Origin of the sequence: Burkholderia sp. HI2500, assembly GCF_002223055.1 — a bacterium.
In the GTDB taxonomy this organism is placed as follows: Bacteria; Pseudomonadota; Gammaproteobacteria; order Burkholderiales; family Burkholderiaceae; genus Burkholderia.
Window position 1 is genome coordinate 1,649,514 of record NZ_NKFL01000004.1, and the last position, 22,926, is coordinate 1,672,439.

General features: G+C 65.5%; 19 protein-coding genes. 4 read left to right on the top strand and 15 right to left on the bottom strand.

Annotation, left to right across the window (positions count from 1 at the left end; translation table 11 throughout):
* The first annotated feature begins 213 nt into the window (after nucleotides 1-213).
* Together CFB45_RS38990 and CFB45_RS10360 are read left to right on the top strand one after the other, a co-directional pair.
* Complete coding sequence (locus CFB45_RS38990; RefSeq protein ID WP_174972608.1) at nucleotides 214-369, top strand: hypothetical protein; 156 nt, start codon at nucleotides 214-216, stop codon at nucleotides 367-369.
* Between the two features lie 116 nt (nucleotides 370-485).
* Nucleotides 486-740: a hypothetical protein gene (locus CFB45_RS10360; protein ID WP_069248086.1), complete on the top strand. Its 255-nt coding sequence runs from the start codon at nucleotides 486-488 to the stop codon at nucleotides 738-740.
* 23 nt (nucleotides 741-763) lie between these two features.
* Here the strand turns inward: CFB45_RS10360 and CFB45_RS10365 are convergent, their stop codons facing one another.
* The 8 genes from CFB45_RS10365 to CFB45_RS10400 all read right to left on the bottom strand — a co-directional run bounded on the left by CFB45_RS10365 (nucleotide 764) and on the right by CFB45_RS10400 (nucleotide 10,383).
* A complete protein-coding gene (locus CFB45_RS10365) occupies nucleotides 764-1,804 on the bottom strand; it encodes an NAD(P)/FAD-dependent oxidoreductase (protein ID WP_179255057.1) in 1,041 nt (346 codons plus the stop codon).
* Nucleotides 1,805-1,991: 187 nt separating this feature from the next.
* On the bottom strand, nucleotides 1,992-2,780 hold the full coding sequence (locus CFB45_RS10370; protein WP_256978195.1) for a lysozyme inhibitor LprI family protein: 789 nt from the start codon (nucleotides 2,778-2,780) through the stop codon (nucleotides 1,992-1,994).
* 465 nt (nucleotides 2,781-3,245) lie between these two features.
* The gene (phaR, locus tag CFB45_RS10375) at nucleotides 3,246-3,812 is read right to left on the bottom strand and encodes a polyhydroxyalkanoate synthesis repressor PhaR (protein WP_006485265.1); all 567 of its coding nucleotides are present in this window, start codon (nucleotides 3,810-3,812) and stop codon (nucleotides 3,246-3,248) included.
* Nucleotides 3,813-3,931: 119 nt separating this feature from the next.
* Entirely contained in the window at nucleotides 3,932-4,672 is a 741-nt protein-coding gene (locus CFB45_RS10380; protein WP_027784565.1) for a 3-ketoacyl-ACP reductase, read from the bottom strand.
* Nucleotides 4,673-4,821: 149 nt separating this feature from the next.
* The gene (locus CFB45_RS10385; protein ID WP_089425549.1) at nucleotides 4,822-6,003 is read right to left on the bottom strand and encodes an acetyl-CoA C-acetyltransferase; all 1,182 of its coding nucleotides are present in this window, start codon (nucleotides 6,001-6,003) and stop codon (nucleotides 4,822-4,824) included.
* 99 nt (nucleotides 6,004-6,102) lie between these two features.
* Nucleotides 6,103-7,968 (bottom strand): PHA/PHB synthase family protein, encoded by a 1,866-nt coding sequence (locus CFB45_RS10390; RefSeq protein ID WP_089425550.1) that lies wholly within the window; start codon nucleotides 7,966-7,968, stop codon nucleotides 6,103-6,105.
* A gap of 360 nt (nucleotides 7,969-8,328) precedes the next feature.
* Nucleotides 8,329-9,168 carry a peptidoglycan editing factor PgeF gene (gene pgeF, locus CFB45_RS10395; RefSeq protein ID WP_089425932.1) on the bottom strand — a complete coding sequence of 280 codons (840 nt, stop codon included), beginning with the start codon at nucleotides 9,166-9,168 and terminating at the stop codon, nucleotides 8,329-8,331.
* Between the two features lie 6 nt (nucleotides 9,169-9,174).
* Entirely contained in the window at nucleotides 9,175-10,383 is a 1,209-nt protein-coding gene (locus CFB45_RS10400) for an RluA family pseudouridine synthase (protein WP_089425551.1), read from the bottom strand.
* Nucleotides 10,384-10,424: 41 nt separating this feature from the next.
* Here CFB45_RS10400 and CFB45_RS10405 point away from each other — a divergent pair, with 41 nt between their 5' ends.
* Entirely contained in the window at nucleotides 10,425-11,249 is an 825-nt protein-coding gene (locus CFB45_RS10405; protein ID WP_046545840.1) for an outer membrane protein assembly factor BamD, read from the top strand.
* A 120-nt stretch (nucleotides 11,250-11,369) separates the two neighbouring features.
* On the opposite strand, the gene CFB45_RS10410 is transcribed toward CFB45_RS10405, so the two are convergent.
* From CFB45_RS10410 to CFB45_RS10420, 3 genes are all read right to left on the bottom strand, one after another.
* Nucleotides 11,370-13,619: an ATP-dependent DNA helicase gene (locus CFB45_RS10410; RefSeq protein WP_089425552.1), complete on the bottom strand. Its 2,250-nt coding sequence runs from the start codon at nucleotides 13,617-13,619 to the stop codon at nucleotides 11,370-11,372.
* 55 nt (nucleotides 13,620-13,674) lie between these two features.
* A complete protein-coding gene (locus CFB45_RS10415; RefSeq protein ID WP_006478692.1) occupies nucleotides 13,675-13,890 on the bottom strand; it encodes a YdcH family protein in 216 nt (71 codons plus the stop codon).
* A 76-nt stretch (nucleotides 13,891-13,966) separates the two neighbouring features.
* Nucleotides 13,967-14,719 carry a hypothetical protein gene (locus tag CFB45_RS10420; RefSeq protein ID WP_089425553.1) on the bottom strand — a complete coding sequence of 251 codons (753 nt, stop codon included), beginning with the start codon at nucleotides 14,717-14,719 and terminating at the stop codon, nucleotides 13,967-13,969.
* 160 nt (nucleotides 14,720-14,879) lie between these two features.
* On the opposite strand from CFB45_RS10420, the gene CFB45_RS10425 reads away from it, so the two are divergent.
* Nucleotides 14,880-17,207, top strand: a complete 2,328-nt coding sequence (locus tag CFB45_RS10425; RefSeq protein ID WP_089425554.1) for a Tex family protein — start codon at nucleotides 14,880-14,882, stop codon at nucleotides 17,205-17,207.
* 295 nt (nucleotides 17,208-17,502) lie between these two features.
* Here the strand turns inward: CFB45_RS10425 and CFB45_RS10430 are convergent, their stop codons facing one another.
* The 4 genes from CFB45_RS10430 to CFB45_RS10445 form a co-directional block, all read right to left on the bottom strand.
* Complete coding sequence (locus CFB45_RS10430; protein WP_089425898.1) at nucleotides 17,503-18,528, bottom strand: IS110 family transposase; 1,026 nt, start codon at nucleotides 18,526-18,528, stop codon at nucleotides 17,503-17,505.
* A gap of 153 nt (nucleotides 18,529-18,681) precedes the next feature.
* Nucleotides 18,682-20,598, bottom strand: a complete 1,917-nt coding sequence (locus CFB45_RS10435; protein ID WP_069248096.1) for a potassium transporter Kup — start codon at nucleotides 20,596-20,598, stop codon at nucleotides 18,682-18,684.
* Nucleotides 20,599-20,874: 276 nt separating this feature from the next.
* Nucleotides 20,875-21,471 carry a phosphoribosyltransferase gene (locus CFB45_RS10440; protein ID WP_011352251.1) on the bottom strand — a complete coding sequence of 199 codons (597 nt, stop codon included), beginning with the start codon at nucleotides 21,469-21,471 and terminating at the stop codon, nucleotides 20,875-20,877.
* A gap of 7 nt (nucleotides 21,472-21,478) precedes the next feature.
* Complete coding sequence (locus CFB45_RS10445) at nucleotides 21,479-22,825, bottom strand: adenylosuccinate synthase (protein WP_039360238.1); 1,347 nt, start codon at nucleotides 22,823-22,825, stop codon at nucleotides 21,479-21,481.
* Nucleotides 22,826-22,926: the final 101 nt, after the last annotated feature.

Consider the following 22,926-nt stretch of genomic DNA (forward strand, 5'->3'; position numbering starts at 1 on the left):
CCGCTGCCATCGCACGATCGTGCGTGCGCCTGCTCTGCGCAGAACGCCACGGGATGCGGCTTCCCGCCGACGGTCGCAATCCGACCGGTTTTGATAATCCGCGCCGTTGCCCAGTCCTCGCTCCGGCTGCAGATCCGTGCACGATGCTGCACATGGACCGCGCCGAAACACGCAGAGGAAACGTGCGCGCCGACCGCGTCGGCTTGATGCGGGATGAGGGGCTATCGGCTTACCGTCAACGCCATGTGCGGCAAGACGCGTGGCAACTTCCCGAACGACGAGGCGGCGATCAAGCTGCTCTGGCTGGCGCTGCGCAACGTGCTGGCCAAAACCGTGCGGTCCACCTTCGACCGGAAATCGGCGAAGTGACGGGGATCCACCCGCACGCGTCGCTTCCCGACAATTCCGCCGGAACCGCCCCGTCGCTATGCGAAAATCGCAGTGTCCACGCTCTTCCCTCTCTTCCATTACCCAACGGGGCTCGCATGACCACCCACATCACGATCGAATTCACCGAACACGCAGCCGAAGCTATTGGCGAGCAAACCAGCACCAGCTTCTCCTACGATCAAGGCGCGCACGTACCGCAACCGGGCGACTTCGTCGAGCTCGAGAACTCGCGCCAGACATTTCTCGTGATCGGCCGCGTGTTTTCGCTCAAGGCCAACTACAGCGCCGTCAAGCTCGTGCTCGACCTTCCTCCGTCGGACGGCGAGCAGGATTTCGATCAGACGCACTGACGGACGACGAGACGCGTGCCCCGTCACGCATCCATGATCGCGTTCGCCGCCAATCGCCCAAGCTGGGGCGCCAGGATCACGCCGGGATGCACGACAACGGCATAAACGCCTGCAACACCGGGCAAAAATCCGTTGATCGGCACCCCGTCGCTCGTCATCGGCCGCAACGCCAATTTCGCGGAGAGCGGCGTGAGGGTCGGCGGCTCGGCAAACAGCGCCGAAATGTCCGAGGCCGTACGCACAGCAAGCGCTGCAAGCCCACTGTCCCCCTCTTCCGGAGGATCCGCGGCTGACAGCAGGCTCCCCGACGGGCCGACCCGCACTTCAAGATCCTGTCCATAGAGCAAGTGGCTGATGAGACCGGGCTTGGCAGCAAAACGCATCAACACGGCCGGCTCCTCGCGAACCGGCAACGACACACCGAGGCCTGCGGCAATGGCAACCGCGGAAGCCGCATTCGCCAGAACGACGACATCCGCAGGCACATGCCCGTGCACGGTATGCACACCGACAGCGTGCCCATTGCGCGTGTCGACCGCTTCGACTGCACAACCGCACCGGATCTCCGCGCCGGCCGCTTGTGCACCCGCCAGCAACTGATGCGTGAGGTTGATCGGCTCGACCACGAAATCATCCGGTGCCCATGCGATCAACTCTGGAAGCCGTGCAAGACGCGGCTCCATCCGCGCCACCTCCCGACGCCCCAACGCTTCCATGTGCACGCCCGCCGCGCGCTGCTCGTCGATCAGGGCAGCCGTCCGCGCATCCGAGTCCAGCCAGACAAGTGCCCCGCGCGTCGTCACCGGCAACGAACCCAGCTCACGCTCGAGCCTCGCGAACTCCGGGAGCGCTCCGAGCGTGCGCGAGAATCCGGGCGGGTTTTCAGAAGGAAGCGCGCTGCCGGTACCCACCCAGCCGAACGACCAGTGAGTCACGCCGCCCGCGGGCACCGTCTGCTGTTCCAGCAGCGTGACCTGTGCGCCCGATCGCGCAAGATGCCATGCGGTGGATGCACCGACGATGCCACCACCGATCACGACGACGCGCAGCAGGTTGTGTCCCATGAGTGACATTCGAACGTTACGGGGTTCCGACTATACCGTCCGCCCCGCTTCACCGCTGTGCGGTTGCCTGCCGCCCTTTCGCACCCGGCATCGAAGCGCCGCCTGATGGACATCCGCTGCGCACGACGCTCGGGCTCAAAAAACAAAAAGGCCCGCCATGGCGGGCCGTGCTCGTGCGAGGAATGCGTCACCGCGTGTCCGGAAACACCGACGCCTTCAGGCATCGATCGAACCACAATGCATCGTCTCCATCGCCGATCGGCCACATTTCCGCATCGAGTTGCGGCAGCCCGGCTACCGGCGCTGACGCGCGGTTATCGCCTCCGGACGCCCCCGCACGCATCCACGCCGAGTGCGCGCCACCGGTGTCGCACGCACTCCCATGGGCCTGCGCTTCGCAGTACGCAACGGGTCGCACCTTCCCGCCATCGGCCGTGCTCACCGACCGGTACTGATAGACCGCCCCGGTCGCCCAGTCCTCACTCTGGCTGCAGACCCGCGCACGATGCTGCACATGGACCGCGCCGAAACATGCGTAGGAAACGTGCGCGCCAGTCGCATCGTCGGGAATGAAGTCGCAGTTTGCATCGAAACCGGTAAGCGGGCCGCCCGTGTATTTCGCGAGCCACTGGCGCTCGGCCTGCGCACGCGCGATCAGCCCTTTGTTCGATTGATCGGCCAGTACGGCGGTGCGCCGATCGATTGCCTTGCGCACTTCGTCGACGGCGAGCGGACGACCTTCGTAATCGGCGTCGAGACGGTTGTTGCGCGCGCTGATCCAGCGGCGCTGGCTGCGCACCAGCATGTCGCGGATCGCCGTGTCCGGTGCGGCCTTCAGCGCACCCGCGTACGCCGAATTCATCCGCGAGTCGGCTGCGCGCAGGATGGAGCTCGCGCAGATGCGCTTCTCGATCGACTGCACGGCTTTCGCGCAATCCATCGCAAAGGCAGGCACCGCCACGCCAACGCCCAGCATGAACATCGAAGCCAAACCAGCCAGTCGGCCAGCCGGTGCCACTCGAATCCCACGCATGCTTTCTCTCAGTCGGTTTTTCTTGGTCGCATTGCCTCGATGCGGCATCGCGCATCATGGCCTGTCGTGCCCGGGCGGCGTCATTGCATTTCGCCGAACGCAGCTTCCACGCTACACCGCGCAGCGCCGCTCATGTACGCGTGCCTGCACAAACGCGCACCATCAGGCACGACACGCCCCGGTGTTCCTTCGCAAGTGACGGGATCTCGATCGACTGGACAACGGCCACGCACGCCCGAACCCGGCATGCGCATTCGGTGCCGACGGTCATGAACGACCGTCGGCGAGAGGATCCGGCAGGCGGCGGCCGCACATCGTCGCGCCGAATGCACGATCGGCCGACCCGCGCCGCTTCACGGCGCCGACGCCCGACGGGTTGGCCGCCGCGGTCGGCCCGCCGCGAAACCGTTACTTCTTTTCCGGCTCCGACGCGCCCGGCTGCTTGAACGGGAACGTGCTGAACATCGACTTTGCCTGGTTCTGCATCTGCTCCTGCATCTGCACGAACATGTTCTTCGACTGCTCGATGTAGCTGGTCATCATCCCTTGCATCATCGGCGCCTGCATGTTCATGAACTGCGACCAGACTTCCGGATTCATCGCATTGCCTTCGTACAGGTTCTTCGACTGATCCGCGAGCTTGTTCTGGATGTCGATGAACGCCTGGATGTTCTTTTCCAGGTACGTGCCCATCATGCCCTGCATCGCATGCCCGTAGAAACGGATGATCTGCGACAGCATCGACGACGAGAACATCGGCACGCCGCCGCTTTCCTCTTCGAGGATGATCTGCAGGAGGATGCTGCGCGTGAGGTCTTCGTTGGATTTCGCATCGACGACCTTGAAGTCCTCCTGCTCCAGCACGAGTTGCTTCACGTCGGTCAGCGTAATGTACGTGCTTGTCTCGGTATCGTAGAGCCGACGGTTCGGGTACTTCTTGATGAGCCGTTCGGCCGTCTTCTTTGTAGTAGTCATGTAACGCCTTTGAGTGCAGCGTAGCGGAAGTGACGAATCCCCGCCGCCCGAATCCGGGAGGCGGGGGCCTTCGGAAAACGCCCGGCTGCGCGGCCACCCGGCCCGCGCAGCGCGGACGCTCAGCCCATGTGCAGGCCGCCGTTCAGCGAGAAGTCTGCGCCCGTCGCGAAACCGGAATCGTTCGACGCGAGCCACGCGACGATCGAACCGATTTCCTCCGGCCCGCCGAGACGCCGCACCGGAATCGTCGCGACGATCTTCTCGAGCACGTCCGGGCGGATCGCCTTCACCATGTCGGTGCCGATGTAGCCCGGCGACACGGTGTTGACCGTCACGCCCTTCGTCGCGACTTCCTGTGCGAGCGACATCGTGAAGCCGTGGATGCCGGCCTTCGCGGTCGAGTAGTTGGTCTGGCCGAACTGCCCCTTCTGGCCGTTCACCGACGAAATGTTGATGATCCGGCCCCAGCCGCGTTCGACCATCCCGTCGATCACCTGCTTCGTCACGTTGAACAGGCTCGTCAGGTTGGTGTCGATCACGGCGGTCCAGTCTTCGTGCGTCATCTTGCGGAACACGACGTCGCGCGTGATGCCCGCGTTGTTGACCAGCACGTCGATCTCGCCGACTTCGGCCTTGACCTTGTCGAACGCTTCCTTGGTCGAGTCCCAGTCTCCGACGTTGCCTTCCGACGCGATGAAATCGTACCCGAGCGCCTTCTGCTCCTCGAGCCATTTCACCCGGCGCGGCGAGTTCGGGCCGCAACCTGCGACCACCTTGAAGCCGTCTTTCGACAGGCGCTGGCAGATGCTGGTGCCGATGCCGCCCATCCCGCCCGTTACGTACGCAATTCGCTGAGACATAAATCTCACTCCATTTTTTGGTTTCGAGAGCTGCCGGAGGCCCCCTCTGACTTCACGTGACGCCGGCCGAAGCCGCAATCGGCCGGCACACGAATTCGGTTCGCTCGTGGCGAACGACCGCTGACGGACTGCCGGTTACGGAGGGCCGCTTACGGACGCTCGACCGCGAGCGCGACACCCATCCCGCCGCCGATGCACAGCGACGCCAGCCCGCGCTTCGCATCGCGCTTGGCCATCTCGTGCAGCAGCGTCACCAGGATCCGGCAGCCCGACGCGCCGATCGGGTGGCCGATCGCGATCGCTCCGCCGTTCACGTTCACCTTCGACGTGTCCCAGCCCATCTGCTTGTGCACCGCCAGCGCCTGCGCCGCGAATGCCTCGTTGATCTCCATCAGATCCAGGTCGCCCGGCGTCCAGCCCGCGCGCTCCAGGCACCGGCGCGATGCCGGCACCGGGCCCATCCCCATCACGCTCGGATCCACGCCCGCGTTCGCGTATGCCTTGATCCGCGCCAGCGGCGTCAGGCCGAGTGCCGCCGCCTTCTGCGCCGACATCACCAGCACCGCCGCCGCGCCGTCGTTCAGCCCCGACGCGTTCGCCGCCGTCACCGAGCCGTCCTTCGAGAACGCCGGCTTCAGCCCGGCCAGCGATTCCGCCGTCACGCCGTGACGCACGAATTCATCGGTGGCGAACTGCAGCGGCTCACCCTTGCGTTGCGGAATCGCCACCGGCACGATTTCATCGTCGAAGCGGCCGGCCTTCTGCGCCGCTTCCGCCTTGTTCTGCGACAGCGCCGCGAACGCGTCCTGCTCTTCGCGCGTGATCCCGTATTCCTTCGCGACGTTCTCCGCCGTGATGCCCATGTGGTACTGGTTGTACACGTCCCACAGGCCGTCGACGATCATCGTGTCAACCAGCTTCGCGTCCCCCATCCGGAACCCGTCGCGCGAGCCCGGCAGCACGTGCGGCGACGCGCTCATGTTCTCCTGGCCGCCCGCGATCACGATCTCCGCATCGCCCGCGACGATCGCGTTCGCGGCCAGCATCACGGCCTTCAGGCCCGAGCCGCACACCTTGTTGATCGTCATCCCCGGCACTGCCGTCGGCAGCCCGGCCTTGATCAGCGACTGCCGCGCCGGGTTCTGCCCGGAACCGGCCGTCAGCACCTGGCCCATGATCACTTCGCTGACCTGCTCGGGCTTCACGCCCGCACGCTCCAGCACCGCGCGGATCACCGTCGCGCCCAGCTCGGGCGCCGCAATCTTCGCAAGCGAACCGCCGAATTTGCCGACCGCGGTCCGCGCGGCCGATACGATCACTACGTCCGTCATTTCCCTTTCCTCCAGGCCCGCACGACACGGCGCATCGCTACCGGCCCTGTTAAAAAAACTGCGGTGCACCGGACAGCCTGCGCCGCTGTCCGGTTTTCGTCAATCGCGCTGCAATACGTAGCGGCCCGGCGCCGGCTCGATCACCGGGAACTGCGCGGTACCGGGCTGGGCGGGCGGCTCCACCTTGCGGCCGCCGTACTGGTCGAGCCATTCGACCCAGGTCGTCCACCAGCTTCCCGGGTGCTCGGTTGCACCGGCGAACCAGTCGTCCGCCGATTCGGGCAGGTCGCTGTCGTTGACCCAGTAGCTGCGCTTCTTCTTCGCCGGCGGGTTGATCACGCCCGCGATGTGCCCCGACGCGCCGAGCACGAACTTCAGCGGGCCCGACAGGATCGACGTCGACGCATAGGCCGTCTGCCACGGCACGATGTGATCCTCGCGCGAACCGTAGATGAAGGTCGGCACGTCGATCAGCGTCAGGTCCACCGACTCGCCGCACACGGTCAGCGCGCCCGGTTCGCGCAGCTTGTTCTCGAGATAGGTATTGCGCAGGTACCACGCGTACATCGGCCCCGGCAGGCTCGTCGAATCGCTGTTCCAGTACAGCAGGTCGAATGGCGCCGGCGTGCGGCCCTTCAGGTAGTTGTCGACGACGTAGTTCCACACGAGGTCGTTCGGCCGCAGGAACGAGAACGTGTTCGCGAATTCGACGCCGCGCATCAGCCCCGGCTGCGTACCGTTCTTGCCGCCGATGGTCTGCTCGCGCATCTGCACGTGCGCCTCGTCGACGAACACGTCGAGAATGCCGGTGTCGGTGAAGTCGAGCATCGCGGTGAGCAGCGTCATCGACGCGGCCGGATGTTCGCCGCGCGCAGCAAGCACCGCGAGCGCGGTCGCGAGCATCGTGCCGCCGACGCAGAAGCCGAGCGTGTTGATCTGCTCGCGGCCGCTGACCTGCTGCACGGCGTCGATCGCCGCGAGCAGCCCCTCGTTCATGTAGTCGTCCCACGTCTTGTGCGCCACCGATGCGTCCGCGTTGCGCCACGACACGAGGAACACCTGATGGCCGTTCGACAGCGCATGCGCGACGAGCGAATTCTCGGGCTGCAGGTCGAGGATGTAGAACTTGTTGATGCAAGGCGGCACGATCAGCAGCGGTCGCTCGAACACCTTGTCCGTCTTCGGCGTGTACTGGATCAGCTGGATCAGGTCGTTCTCGTAGACGACCGCGCCTTCGGTACACCCGAGGTTCTTGCCGACCACGAACTGCGATTCGTCGGTCTGCGAAATCTTGCCGCGCTGCATGTCGCCGAGCAGGTTCATCATCCCTTGCCGCAGGCTTTCGCCCTGCGTTTCGAGGATCGATTTCTGTGCGTCGGGATTGAGTGCGAGGAAGTTGCTCGGCGCGGCCGCGGCCGTCCATTGCTGGACCGTGAAACGAATGCGCTCGCGCGTCTTCGGATCGGTCTGCAGCGCGTCGGCCAGCTCCTGCAGATAGCGCGCGTTGAGCAGATACCAGGCCGCCGCGAACGCATGCGCCGGCGACGCCTTCCACGCATCGCCGCTGAAACGGCGGTCCTTCAGCTCGGGCGACTCGAGCTTCGCCGCGGCGGCCTGCTGCATCAGCGCCATGCAATCGCGCGCGTAGTCGGCCTGCAACGCCTGCAGCCGCTCGGGCGGAATCGCGGCGGCCGGCAGCTTCAACCCGGCGAACGGCGACGCCATCGCGCCGAAATCGGGCATCGACGGCATCTGGAACGGGAACGATGTCGGAAACTGGAATGTCGCGAACGGATTCACGGTGGCCGACGCAGTCGCGGCGCGTGCCGGATCTGCAAAACCGCGCCACGCGTTCAACCACGACTCGAACATCTGCTGCATCGGCTGGGCGGCCGGATCGAAACCAATGCTGCCCGGGGAAGTGCCCGCCTGAGCGGACGTCGACGATTTTTTCGATGCTGTCATTACCTGCCTTACCGGTGATTCGTGAGCGTCTATCGTGAAATCCTGCTCGCGCGCGGCGTGCCGGCTGCGAGCCGGGCCGTCATGCTCTGGAGAGGCGTCTCCAGATTCTGCCGCAGTGCGGTATTTTTATCATTATCGTTTTCCCCATGTGAAGCGCCATGTCAAACCGCTGAACATTTCCGTACGGAGATAATCCTCGCACAACAGACGGGACAAGGGTTCCGGCGAAACATAAAACATTTTGGTTGACTTGACTTCGGGATTTTTCATTCAATCGCGCATGCAGTGCGGCATAGCGGCCGAAATATCGAGATAACCCGATTTTGCGGCGCACCAAAATCCACGTGCATGCGCATTCCGTCAATCGGCCAGCCAGATCGCTGCTGCCATGCGGCCCGTCACGCGATCGCGCCGGTACGAATAGAAGCGTGCCTGTTCGGTGACCGTGCAGGCCGTCCCGCCGCTCACGTGCGCAACGCCCGCACGCGCGAGACGCAGGCGCGCGAGCGCATAGAGATCGGCGAGAAACTTGCCGGGCGCGCCATCGATCGCGACGAACGCAAGCCGGGTTTCATCATGCTCCGACTGCGGGGCCGTGTCGAGAAACGCGTCACGCACGTCGGCGCCGACCTCGAACGCCCGCGGGCCGATCGCCGGCCCGAGGTATGCATGCAGCGCGTCCGTCGCACCGCCCGCGAGTGCCGCGACACGCGTCGCGGTCTGCTCGACGATGCCGGCCGCCAGCCCGCGCCAGCCCGCATGGGCTGCGCCGACGGCACGGCCCTGCGTGTCGCACAGCAGCACGGGCAGGCAATCCGCGACCATCACGACGCAGACGGCACCCGCCCGGTCGGTGACGCTCGCGTCGGCCTGCACCGGCGCCGTCGCCATCGGCGCCGCCGCGATCACCTCGTCCGCACGCACGATCTGCGCGCCGTGAACCTGCTCGAGCCACGCAGCGCTCGACTGGCCTGCCAGCGCCAGCAAGCGTGCGCGATTCCCTGCCACATGGGCCGGGTCGTCACCGGTATGCAGGCCGAGATTCATCCCGCCCGGCAGCGCGTCTCCGCGCTGCCAGCGCCCGTACGGGCCTTCGCTCACGCCGCCGTCACGCGTCGTGATCAGCGCGCGCACGCGCGGCGACACCTGCCAGTCGGGCTGCACGCAGTCCTGCCACGTCAACGGCGCCAGGTTCGTCATCGGCACTCACTCCTCCTCATCGTCCAGGTCCGGCTCGTCATCGTGATACTCGTCGCCGAAATCGTCATCGTCGTAGACACCGTCATCGTCGTCGAATTCCTCGTCGCCCTGTCCGAAGCCGAGCGCCGCGACGAGTGTGTTCATGTCGTCCGGCAGCGGGCAGCGCCATTGCATCGCCTTGCCCGTGACCGGATGCACGAGGCCGAGCCGCCACGCATGCAGCGCCTGTCGCGCGAACCCGTCCGGCAGCGGCGTGACCGAGCGCTTGCCGCGCGCACGGCCGTACACGGGATCGCCGAGCAGCGGATGCCCGGCGTGCGCGCAGTGCACGCGGATCTGGTGCGTGCGACCGGTCTCGAGATCGCACTGGATCGCCGAAACCGGCTGACGTTGCCACAGGCATGTGTCAACCGTGCGGAAATGCGTGCGCGCGGGCTTGCCCGATGCCCCCGTGACGACGGCCATGCGCGTGCGTTCGCGCGGATCGCGGCCGATCGGCGCGTCGATCGTGCCTTCCTCGGGCATCGTGCCCCACACGAGCGCGAAATAGCGGCGCTTCACCGTGCGCGCCTGCAGCTGGCGCACGAGGTCCGTCTGCGCGGCCAGCGTGCGCGCCACCACCATCAGGCCCGACGTTTCCTTGTCGAGCCGGTGGACGATCCCTGCGCGCGGCAGGCCGGCCGCCGCGTCGCCGTAGCGATGCAGCAGCCCGTTGAGGATCGTGCCGCTCCAGTTGCCGGCGGCCGGATGCACGACGAGGCCGGCCGGCTTGTTGATGACAACGAGCGCGTCGTCCTCGTAGATCACGTCGAGCGGCACCGGCTCCGGCGTAAAGGCAAGCTGCTCGGGGAGCAGGTCGGGCACGAGTTCGATCTTCGCGCCGAGCGGCACCGGCTGGCGGATCTTTGCCGGCGCGCCGTCGACGAGCACGCGCTGCGCCTCGATCCAGCTCTGCAGGCGGCTGCGCGAGAATTCGGGGAACAGTTGGGCGAGCGCCTTGTCGAGGCGTTCGCCCGCGAGCGACATCGGCACTTCGACGACGCGCGGCGCTTCATCGACCGCCGCGGACGGCACGACGGGCGGCTGCATTGCGTCGCCGATCAGATCGTCATCGAGGGAATCCCCCGAGGCGGCGTCGGCGGGCCGATCGCTTGGGCTATAATCTTCGCGATTTGGTGTGCCCGGCTGGGCATTCTGCGAACTTGAACGGGTCATTTAGACTGGGTCACCGAGACTTGAAGCTAGGACATGCGAGCATGATGAATTCGACCAAACGCACGGCCAGAACCGTCGCCGCCCGGGCTGCGGCGGTAGCGGCCGCGGCCCTCATCGCCGGCTGCCACGGCTTGCCGCAGAAGCAGGACGAGACGGCTACCTGGTCGAACAACAAATTATACTCAGAGGCCCAGGACGCACTGTCCGGCGGCGACTGGGGCAAGTGCGCGAAATATTTCGAATCGCTGCAAGGTCGCGATCCGTTCGGCCATTTTGCGCAGCAAGCACAGATCAACGTTGCATACTGCAACTGGAAGGATAACGAAGCGGCCGCCGCCGACCAGGCCGTCGATCGCTTCATCCAGCTCCACCCCGATCATCCGGATATCCCGTACGCGTACTACCTGAAGGGGATGATCCACTTCAACGACGATCTCGGCCTGTTCGGCCGCTTCTCCGGCCAGGACATGAGCGAGCGCGATCCGCAGGCACTGCGCGAATCGTACGATGCGTTCAAGGTCGTCGTCGACCGCTTCCCGAAGAGCAAGTACGCGCCCGACGCCGCCGCGCGGATGCGCTACATCGTCAACGCGCTCGCGTCGCACGAAGTGCACGCGGCCGACTACTACTACCGGCGCGGCGCCTACGTCGCGGCCATCAACCGTGCGCAGCTCGCGATCAAGGACTACAAGGGCGCCCCGGCGATCGAGGACGCACTGCACATCATGATCCTGTCGTACGGCAAGCTGAACCAGCCGGAACTCGCCGAGGACACGAAGCGCGTGCTCGCCGGCACGTTCCCCGACAGCCCGTACGTCACGGGCCACTCGCGCCCCGGCACGAAGAAGTCGTGGTGGCAGTTCTGACGCAAGCAGCGTGCAGCACGCGCTGCACGAACAAAAAACCCGGCCATCGAGCCGGGTTTTTTATTGGCGCCGCATTCGGGCGGCGCCGGTGCAATCGCGCGACGATCGCCGCACGCAACGTCACGTGCGCTTTGCCGAACGGTGCTCGTCGAAGAAGTCCTGGACGACCGCGATCTCGCGGGTCCGCTTGAACGGCGGCAGGCTCTGCCAGATCCGGCGCCCGTAGGGCTTGTCGACGAGCCGCGTGTCGCAGATCATCAGCACGCCGCGATCCGTCTCCGCGCGAATCAGCCGGCCCGCGCCCTGCTTCAGCGTGATCACGGCCTGCGGCAACTGGTGCACGGCGAACGGGCTCAGCCCCTTCTTCGTCAGCGCGTCGAGCCGCGCGGCCAGCACCGGATCGTCCGGCGGCGCGAACGGCAGCTTGTCGATCACGACGAGCGACAGCGCGTCACCGCGCACGTCGACGCCTTCCCAGAAACTCTGGCTGCCGACCAGGATCGCGTTGCCATACGCACGGAAACGGTCGAGCAGTTCGGTGCGGCTTGCATCGCCCTGCACGAGCAGCGGCATGTTCCAGCCGCGCGATTCGATCACGTCGCGCAGCTTCGACGCGATCCGGTCGACCGCGCGCAGCGTCGTGCACAGCATGAACACGCCGCCACCGGACGCCTCGATCGCCGGCAGCGCGGCGTCGAAGACGGCATCGGTAAACGCCGGCGAAGACGGTTGCGGCAGGTTGCGCGGCACGTACAGCAACCCTTGCGACTGGTAGTCGAACGGGCTCGCGAGCGTCATCGAGCGACGCGAGCTGAGGCCCATTTGTGCCGCATAGTGCGTGAAGTCACCGCGCACCGACAGCGTGGCCGACGTGAACACCCAGGCACGCGGCACGCCCGCGCGCTGCTTGGCAAAGATCGGCGCGACCGACAGCGGCGTTTCGTGCAGCTGGACCGTATGCGCGAACACTTCGACCCAGCGCACCTTCTCGTTCGGATCGCCGTCGGATGCCGCCTTGTCGCCGGCCGCGGTTGCGTCGGCCTTCGCCGCCGCTTCCGTCGCGCCGGGTGCGACCCAGCCGGCCAGCAGGTCCTGCAGCTCGCGTGCGCGCCGCAGGCACGCGCCGAGCGATTCCGCCCGTTCGGCCTGGCTGGCAAGCGCCGACGCCAGCGCGTCGAGCGCAGCCTCGAGCGCGTCGAGCGCACCGAACATCGGGTGATCGTCGCCGAGCTGGGCGAGCGACATGCGGACGATCTGGTCGTTCGCGAACGCCAGGCGCAAGTCGCGCGCCGCACGCTCGAGATCGCCGCCGAGCTTCACCCACTCGACCGCGTCGCGTGCATGGCTCAGGCCTTCCGCCACCGTGTCGCGGGCGAGCTCGAGGATCTGCGTCGTCGACAGCGTTTCGCCGAAGAACAGCGTCGCCGTTTCCGGCAACTGGTGCGCTTCGTCGAAGATGACCGTGTTCGCGTTCGGCAGCAGCTCGGCCATCCCCGTATCGCGCAGCATGATGTCCGCGAAGAACAGGTGGTGGTTGACGACGACGACGTCGGCCTGCTGCGCCTCGCGCCGCGCCTGCATCACGAAGCAATCCTTGTAATGCGGGCATTCCTGGCCGAGGCAGTTGTCGCGCGTCGACGTGACCATCGACCACACGGGCGCCGTTTCCGGCACGCTCGCGAGCTCGGCCTTGTCGCCGCTCTTCGTGATCTTCGCGAAGCGGACGATTTCCTGCAGATACGCCGTATCCTGCCGCGACGGCAACCGGCCGTTGTCGGCCGTGCGTTGCAGGTAGTAGTGGCACAGGTAGTTGGCCCGGCCCTTCAGCATCGCGACCGACACCGGCACCGCCAGCGCGTTGCGCACGGTCGGGATGTCGCGCGCGAACAATTGGTCCTGCAGGTGTTTCGTGCCGGTCGACACGATCACCTTGCCGCCCCACAGCATCGCAGGCACGAGGTACGCATAGGTCTTGCCGGTACCCGTGCCGGCCTCGACGATCAGCGTGTTGTCGCCGGCATCGCCGCCGACTTCGGCTGCCGCGGCGGCGTCCGCGCCCGTTTCGGCCGCCTTGTCGCCGTCGCCGAGGCGACGTGCCGGCCGCTTGCGGGTTTCGAAGATCTCGGGTTCGGGCATCCGGCGCGCGGACGCTTCCATCGCGGACGCGACGGCGCGCGCCATCTCGATCTGCGACTGTCGCGGCCGGTAGCCGTCGAGCGCACGCGCCAGCAATCCGCCTTCGCCGAAGATCGTGTCGAGTTCGTCGACGCGCTTGCGGCTCAGCTCAAAGGTGCCTTCGGGCGCACGAGCGCGCCCGGCGGGCGACACGTCGCGCCGGGCATCGGGGGTGGCTTCAAGCGGTGAATTCAAGGCAAGCGTTCCTGTGTCCAGCGCCCGGGCGGCGCCGGCGCTTGCCAGGCCGCGCTCAGGCGCGCTTATCCGGTTCCAGCTGCGATTGCAGCAAAATGATTTTGTCCTTGGCCGCCAGCTTTTCCTTCTTCAGCCGGTGCAGCGTGATGTCGTCGATGTCGGAGTGCCCTTCCTTCAGCTCGATCTCCCGAGCGAGCTGCTGGTGCTGCTCCTGCAATGCAGCCAAACGGTTGTGCAATTCCTGCTGCTGTTCCGTGTGACGGTTTTGCATACTTGCCTCCTCATCGAAGCAGCGCGCCGACTGGCGTGCCGGCGCGCCCGAGACTGATCTCGATCAATCCAACACGTTACTGCCCCTGCTGTTGCTTCTGCTGCGCCTTCTCGGCCGCTTCCTTCTGACGCTGCTCGACATCGGCCTTGTGCTGCACGGCTTCCTTCTGCTTCTGCTCGTAGCGCGCGGCGTTGTCCGCCCGCTCCTGCGCCTTCTGCGCGGCCTGCTGGTGCGCCTGGTCGAGCTTGCGCTGGAAGTCGCCCTGCTTCTGGTCGTATGCCTGCTTGTTCGCCGCGCGCTGCGGCCCTTCCGCGCCACGCTGCGCCTGCTTCAGCGCATTCTGCTCCTGCTTGTCGCGGAACGCAGCCGCGTTTGCCGCATCGTTCGCCGCGCGCTGCGGTGCTTCCGCCGCGTTCTGCGCCGCCTTCAGCGCCTGCTGCTGGTCGCGCTGCTGCGCACGCACCGCCCGCTGCTCGTCGTTGAGTGCGAGCTGCTCCTGGCGGATGCTCGCCCGCTCGTCGCGCATCTTTTCACGCGCCTTGCCGAGACAGTGATTGACGAAGAACTTGCTGTAGCAATCGTGCTCGGCCACCGCATAACGATAATCGTTTTCTGCGGAGCGTTGATTGAGCACTTTTTGACGGGCGTCGAAATCCGGTGCGGCCGTGGCCGTCACGGGCGCCGCCGCGGCGGCGGCCGGCGCGGTTGCGTCCGAAGCTTGCGCGAACGCGCTGGAAGGCCCGGCAGACAAAGCCGCGGCGAGCGCTGCGCCGAGCGCGACGAGAGAAATTCGGGAAGTTGGCAACGTCGTAGGAAAGCTGCGGGACATGTGTCAAATTCTATCACCCCCGGCTGGGCGCTCCGCCATTTATGGCAAAATGCCCCGCTTCACTCACCCGCGGCATCCGGCCCGTCGGGCCCGCCACGCAGCCCGCCGCTTCGGGCCTGCCGGCCCCCGCCGCGATTTCAGCAGGCAGATCATCCACGACATGACGGAAACCGTAGCACTCAAGATCGTACAGCGCATCGCCACCGAACTGTCCGTCCAGCCGCGCCAGGTCGCGGCGGCCGTGCAACTCCTCGACGAAGGCTCGACCGTTCCGTTCATTGCCCGGTACCGCAAGGAAGTGACCGGCAACCTGGACGACACGCAGTTGCGCCAGCTCGAGGAACGCCTCCTGTATCTGCGCGAACTCGAGGATCGCCGTGCGTCGATCCTGTCGAGCATCGACGAACAGGGCAAGCTGACCGACGAACTGCGCGCCGCGATCGACGCGGCCGACAGCAAGCAGGTGCTCGAAGACCTTTATCTGCCGTACAAGCCGAAGCGTCGCACGCGTGCGCAGATCGCCCGCGAAGCCGGCCTCGAGCCGCTCGCCCAGGCGCTCCTCGCGAACCCGCTGCTCGACCCGCAGGCCGAGGCAGCCGCGTACGTCGACGCCGACAAGGGCGTCGCCGACATCAAGGCCGCGCTCGACGGCGCGCGCGACATCCTGTCCGAACAGTTCGGCGAGACGGCCGAGCTGCTCGGCAAGCTGCGCGACTATCTGCACAACCAGGGTGTCGTGTCGTCGGCCGTCGTCGAGGGCAAGGAAAACGAGGAAGGCGAGAAATTCCGCGACTATTACGACTACGCGGAAACGATCAAGACCGTGCCGTCGCACCGCGCCCTCGCGCTGTTCCGCGGCCGCAACGCGGGCGTGCTGACGGTCAAGCTCGGGCTCGGCGAAGAACTCGACGCGCAGGTGCCGCATCCCGGCGAGGCGATGATCGCGCGCCATTTCGGCATCGCGAACCAGAACCGCCCGGCCGACAAGTGGCTGTCCGACGTATGCCGCTGGTGCTGGCGCGTGAAGGTGCAGCCGCACATCGAGAACGAGCTGCTCACGCAATTGCGCGAAACGGCCGAAACGGAAGCGATCCGCGTGTTCGCACGCAACCTGAACGACCTCCTGCTGGCCGCGCCGGCCGGCCCGAAGGCCGTGATCGGTCTCGACCCCGGCCTGCGCACGGGTGTGAAGGTCGCGGTCGTCGACCGCACCGGCAAGGTGCTCGCGACCGACACGATCTACCCGCACGAGCCGCGCCGCGACTGGGATGGCTCGATCGCGAAACTCGCACGCATCGCCGCGCAGACGCAGGCCGAGCTGATCAGCATCGGCAACGGCACGGCGTCACGTGAAACCGACAAGCTCGCGGGCGAACTGATCGCGAAACACCCGGAGCTGCGCCTGCAGAAGATCGTCGTGTCGGAAGCCGGCGCTTCGGTCTATTCGGCATCCGAGCTGGCCGCGAAGGAATTCCCGGAGCTCGACGTGTCGCTGCGCGGCGCCGTCTCGATTGCACGCCGCCTGCAGGATCCGCTCGCCGAGCTCGTGAAGATCGAGCCGAAGGCCATCGGCGTCGGCCAGTACCAGCACGACGTGAACCAGCGCGAACTCGCCCGCTCGCTCGACGCGGTCGTCGAGGACTGCGTGAACGCGGTCGGCGTCGACGCGAACACCGCGTCGGCCCCGCTGCTCGCCCGCGTATCGGGCCTGAACGCGACGCTCGCGCGCAACATCGTCGACTACCGCGATGCGAACGGCCCGTTCCCGTCGCGCGAGCACCTGCGCAAGGTGCCGCGCCTCGGCGACAAGACCTTCGAGCAGGCCGCAGGCTTCCTGCGCATCAACGGCGGCGAGAATCCGCTCGACCGCTCGTCGGTGCACCCGGAAGCGTATCCGGTCGTCGAGCGGATGCTCGCGAAGATCAGCAAGCGCATCGACGACGTGCTCGGCAACCGGGAAGCGCTGTCGGGCCTTTCCCCGACGGAATTTGTTGACGACCGTTTCGGTCTGCCGACCGTGCGCGACATCCTGTCCGAACTGGAGAAGCCGGGCCGTGATCCGCGCCCCGAATTCAAGACCGCGACGTTCCGCGAAGGCGTCGAAAAGGTGTCGGATCTCGTGCCCGGCATGACGCTCGAAGGCGTCGTGACGAACGTCGCCGCGTTCGGCGCGTTCGTTGACATCGGCGTCCACCAGGACGGCCTCGTCCACGTATCCGCGATGTCGACCAAGTTCATCAAGGATCCGCACGAAGTCGTGAAGGCCGGCCAGGTCGTCAAGGTGAAGGTGATTGACGTCGACGTGAAGCGCCAGCGCATCGCGCTGACGATGCGCCTCGACGACGACGCGGCGGCGCCCGGCATGTCGTCGCGCGGCGGCCAGGATCGCGGCAACGCGGGGCGCGGCGCGGCCCGCCCGCAGCAGCGTTCGCGCGAGCCGGAACCGGCAGGCGCGATGGCCGCGGCATTCGCGAAGCTGAAGCGCTGAGCACCCGCAAGCCCCTGCGCGACAGATAAAAATCTATGGTCAGCCCGATTTTTGCAAGCGAGGCAGTGTTGACCTAAAGTGGACTTGCTCGAATCTATCCGGGGTCGCGGATGGGAAAGATCCCGCCCCATGATGGGAGCCGCGCCGGGCAAACCTCAAAAAGCCCACAGCATTGAGGTGCTGTTTTTTGTGTCAGGTTACTTGCCCGGCCGTTGAGTCGTTTATGCCTTCACGTATCTCGCGTCGCAAAACCAGAGGTGACTACTGAAACTGAAGCCGTAAGCGATAGGAAGCGTCAGACTGAGGGAACAGCCTCGATGCTCCGGTAGTGTGTCCCTTTGGCGAGGATGGCCCAGGCGATCCTCGCCAGTTTGTTGGCCAGGGCACAGGCCACCACGTTCGAGTGTCGTCGCGCCAACAGGCTGCGAATCCAGACGCCCAATGCATCCGTGCGGTGCTCGATGCGCTGCATGACGGCCCGCGCACATTGCACCAGCAGCCGTCGCAGTTCCTTGTCGCCACGCTTGCTGATGCCCAGTAGCGTTGGTTTGCCGCCGGTGCTGTACTGCCGCGGCACCAGACCGACCGAAGCTGCAAACTGCCTTGCTGAGCCATATTGCTGAGCATCGCCCAACTCTGACATCAACACGCTGGCGGTCATCGGGCCAATGCCAGGAATCTCGAGCAGTCGTTCGCTGCGTTCATCCTCGTGTAGCTGGGTAAGCAACTCACGTTCGAGCTGGTGGATCTGCTCGTCCAGATACTTGAAGTGCGCCTGCAAACGTTCGAGCACGACCACCAGCCTCGGCGGCAACGATTCTGCCTCGAGCACGGCAGGCAGTCGCCGGATCACTGCCATGCCGCGCGGCAAGCTGATACCGAACTCCAACAGAAACGCATGAATCTGATTGATCGTGCCGGTGCGGTCACGCACCAGCCGCTCGCGCACACGGTGCAAGGCTGAAACGATCTGCTGGGCTTCGTTGTGCGGGCTCACGAAACGCATGCTCGAACGAGCGGCTGCTTCGCAGATCGCCTGGGCGTCCGCGAAATCGTTCTTGTTGCCTTGCCGGAACGGTTTGACGAATTGCGGAGAAATCAGCTTGGCCTCATGGCCCAGCGCTTGAAGTCGACGTGCGATCCAGTGAGCACCGGCGCAGGCCTCCATGACCACAATGCAACGCGGAAAATTGCCCAGCAGCGTGAACATCTGGCTACGCGTGAGCTTTTTACGGAACACCATCCTGCCTGACGCATCCTGTCCATGCAGGTGGAAGCAGTGCTTGCCGAGATCGATTCCGATCAGCGATACCGTGTCCATGATGGCCCTCCAGAAGGACAAAATCCTCACTCAGCGTAGTCCACTGAGTGAGGATCGGGCTGACCATCCTATTAAGCCCGCCGAAAGGCGGGCTTTTTTACGACTTCGGCAAACACGGCGCGCGGCCCGACGGCCTACGCGCCACACCTTGTGTCAGATCTCGATCTTCGTCCCGAGTTCGACCACGCGGTTTGCGGGGATCGAGAAGAAGTCGGTCGGCTTCGCGGCATTCTGGTGCATCCAGGCGAACACGCGCTCGCGCCAGATCGACATCCCGGGCAGATGCGTCGGCACGACCGTTTCGCGCGCGAGGAAGAACGACGTGTCCATCAGCTCGAACGTCATGTCGTGCGTGCGGCCGAATTCCTCGAGCACGGCCTTCACGTCCGGCGTCTCGTTGAAGCCGTACTCGGCCTTGACGATATACAGCCCGCCGCCCGCATCACGCGAGGACTGACGCTTGTCGTCGCGCACGTAAGGAAAGTCGCGCGTGACGAACGTGAGGAAAATGGTGCGCTCGTGCAGCACCTTGTTGTGCTTCAGGTTGTGCAGCAGGCTGACGGGCACGAGCTTGTCGTTGCCGGTCAGGTAGATCGCGGTACCCGACACGCGATGCGGCGGATGCGCGAGCAGCCCCTGCAGGAACGGCTCGAGCGGGATACCGTCGGCCGCCGTGCGCTCCTTGACGATGTGACGCCCCTTGTACCAGGTCATCAGCAGGAAGAACAGCAGCGCGCCGATGCCGAGCGGCAACCAGCCGCCCTGCGCGACCTTCAGCAGGTTCGCGCCGAAGAAGCCGAGGTCGACTGCGAGAAACACCGCGATGATCGCGCCGACCAGCAGCCGGTTCCAGTTCCACACCTTCACCATCACGACCGCGGCGAGCACGGTCGTGATCACCATCGTCGCAGTCACCGCGATACCGTACGCGGCCGCGAGGTTGTCGGAGCTCTTGAAGCCGATGACGATGCAGAGGATCACGAACAGCAGCAGCCAGTTCACGACCGGCACGTAGATCTGGCCGATCGCGAGTTCCGACGTGTGCAGCACCTTCATGCGCGGCACGTAGCCGAGCTGGATGGCCTGCGACGTCAGCGAATACGCGCCCGAGATCACCGCCTGCGATGCGATCACGGTCGCGACCGTCGACAGCACGACGAGCGGCAGCAGCCCCCATTCGGGTGCCAGCAGGAAGAACGGGTTCTCGATCGCCTTCGGGTTCTGGATCAGCAGCGCGCCCTGGCCGAAGTAGTTCAGCACGAGCGACGGCATCACGAGCCCGTAGGCGGCGATGCGGATCGGCTTCGCGCCGAAGTGGCCCATGTCCGCGTAGAGCGCTTCCGCACCGGTCAGCACCAGCACGACCGAGCCGAGCACGACGTACGCCTGCAGCAGGTGATCGGCCATGAACGACGCCGCGTAATACGGGTTGATGGCGGCCATGATGCCCGGCACGCGCACGATGTGGTACACGCCGAGTGCCGCGATCACGACGAACCACAGCACCATGATCGGGCCGAACAGCTTCCCGACCAGCGCGGTCCCGTGACGCTGGATCCAGAACAGCGCGATCAGGATCACGATCGTGATCGGCAGCACGAGATGGGACAGGTGTGGTGTCGCGATTTCGAGACCTTCGACCGCCGACATCACCGAGATCGCCGGCGTGATCACCGCGTCCCCGTAGAACATGCACGCGCCGAAGATCCCGAGCGCCATCAGCGCGCCCGCGACGCGGGTCTTCGAGTCGAGCGGCCGCAATGACAGCGCCATCAGCGCGAGCACGCCGCCTTCGCCGTTGTTGTCCGCGCGCATCACGAACAGCAGGTACTTGATGCCGACCACCAGGATGATTGCCCAGAACAGCAGCGAGATCACGCCGAGAATCGATCCTTCGGTGAGCGGAATGCCGTGTGCGGGGCTGAACGCCTCCTTGAGCGAATACAGCGGGCTGGTGCCGATGTCGCCGAACACGACGCCGATGGCTGCTATCGCTAGCGCCCGCATCGAGTGTTGTTGCGTCGAATGCGGCGCGTGTGCTGCGTCGGTCGCGTGGATCGTGTCGTTCATATGAAGCGTAATAATCGGGTCCGGGTCGGACAAAACGAGCGCTATTCTACTCGCGCCCCCGTGAAACGCCGCCCTGCTCTGTTGCCTTGTCACCACGTGATCCACGCTGCGCATGCAATCCGGCGCGAGCTGTGGCAGGGCTGCCAATCATAGCCGGGGCAGCGGCGCCTGCCTACCGGATCCACGGTTCGCGCGGTGCCGGCAAGGATGGCGCCCCAATGAAAAACGGCGCCGCAAGCGGCGCCGTACAAGGCTTTTCGTCGATTGGCCGGCCGCTTATGCGCCCGAGCCGTCGCGCTGCGCGCGACCGCGCTTGATCCACGCCTCGAGGTTGTGCGGGCGAACCGTGTCCCACTCCTCGAACGGCTGATGAATCCACGGATTCGTCGGCAGGAACTGCGTGTGATAGTCGGGCTTGACCTTCGAGCAACCCTTGTACCAGAGCACGGCCGAGCGCACGGCCGTCACCGACGGATAGCGCTCCTTCAGATGCTCCTGCACGCGCGCAAGCGTGACGCCCGAATCGACGAGATCGTCGACCAGCAGCACGTTGCCCGCCAGGTTGCCGCGCGTCATCGTGATGTACTGCGCGATGTCGAGGTCGCCCTGCTCCGTGCCGGCCGCTTCACGGTACGAACTCGTCGCGAGGATCGCGAGCGGCACGTCGTAGATACGCGACAGTTGATCGCCGACGCGCAGACCGCCGCGCGCAAGGCACAGGATCTGGTCGAACTTCCAGCCCGATGCATGCACCTGGAGCGCGAGCAGCTCGATGAGACGGTGATACTCGTCCCAGCCTACCCACAGGTTCTTGTCGTCGTTGCGCGGATCGGTCATCAAGTCTGCCGCCGTCATCGTGATTTGCTGCGTCATCTGAAAATTACACCTTGAACGGATGGCGGAGCAGGATCGTTTCGTCGCGGTCCGGACCCGTCGACACCATGTCGACCGGCACGCCAGCCACTTCCTGGACGCGGGTCAGGTAAGCCTGTGCGTTCGCCGGCAGTGCTTCCCACGTCTTGATGCCGACCGTGCTTTCCTTCCAGCCGGCAAACGTTTCGTATACCGGCTCGCAACGTGCCACGTCAGCGGCGCCGCGCGGCAGGATGTCCACATCCTTGCCGTCGATCTTGTAGCCGACGCACAGCTTGACTTCGTCGAGGCCGTCGAGCACGTCGAGTTTCGTCATGCACAGGCCCGACACGCCGTTGATCTGGATCGAGCGGCGCAGCGCGGCTGCGTCGAGCCAGCCGGTGCGGCGCGGACGGCCGGTGACCGAACCGAATTCCTTGCCGACGTTCGCGAGCGTGACGCCAACCTGGTCCTGACGCTGCGGATTGTCCGCATCGTACAGTTCGCTCGGGAACGGGCCCGAGCCGACGCGCGTGCAATAGGCCTTCGTGATGCCGAGGATGTAGTTGAGCTTCTGCGGACCCACGCCCGCGCCAGCCGATGCCGCACCTGCGACGCAGTTGCTCGACGTGACGAACGGATAGGTGCCGTGGTCGATGTCGAGCAGCGTGCCTTGTGCGCCTTCGAACAGCAGGTTCTGGCCCGCATTGTTCGCGTCGTACAGGCGGCGCGACACGTCGGCCACCATCGGCTTCAGGCGGTCTGCATAGCCCAGCATCGTGTCGAGCGTGGCCTGGAAATCGACAGCCGCGCCGCCCAGGTACTGGGTCAGCACGAAGTTGTGGAAATCGAGGTTTTCGCGCAGGCGGTCAGCGAAGGTCTTCGCGTCGAACAGGTCCTGCACGCGCAGCGCGCGGCGGCCGACCTTGTCTTCGTACGCGGGGCCGATGCCGCGGCCCGTCGTGCCGATCTTGCCCGCGCCCTTGCGCGCTTCGCGCGCCTGGTCGATCGCGATGTGGTACGGCAGGATCAGCGTCGTGGCTTCGGAAATGAACAAGCGATCGCGCACGTTCACGCCCGCTTCTTCCAGCTCGCCGATTTCCTTGAACAGTGCTTCGGGGGACAGGACGACGCCGTTGCCGATGTAGCAGGCGACGCCTTCACGCATGATGCCCGACGGAATGAGGCGCAAGATCGTTTTCTTGCCGCCGATGATGAGGGTGTGGCCGGCGTTGTGACCGCCCTGGAAACGCACGACGCCCTGAGCGTGGTCCGTCAGCCAGTCGACGATCTTGCCCTTGCCTTCATCACCCCATTGCGTTCCCACGACGACGACATTGCGCCCGGGAGTCACGTTCACTGCGCTGGCAGACATGTTGATTCGTTAGCTGGTTAAAAACGTATTCTACCTATGTTCGCGGGCGATTCCGAATTTTTCCGTTTCGCTTCAACGATATGCACGCCGAAGCACGTCCC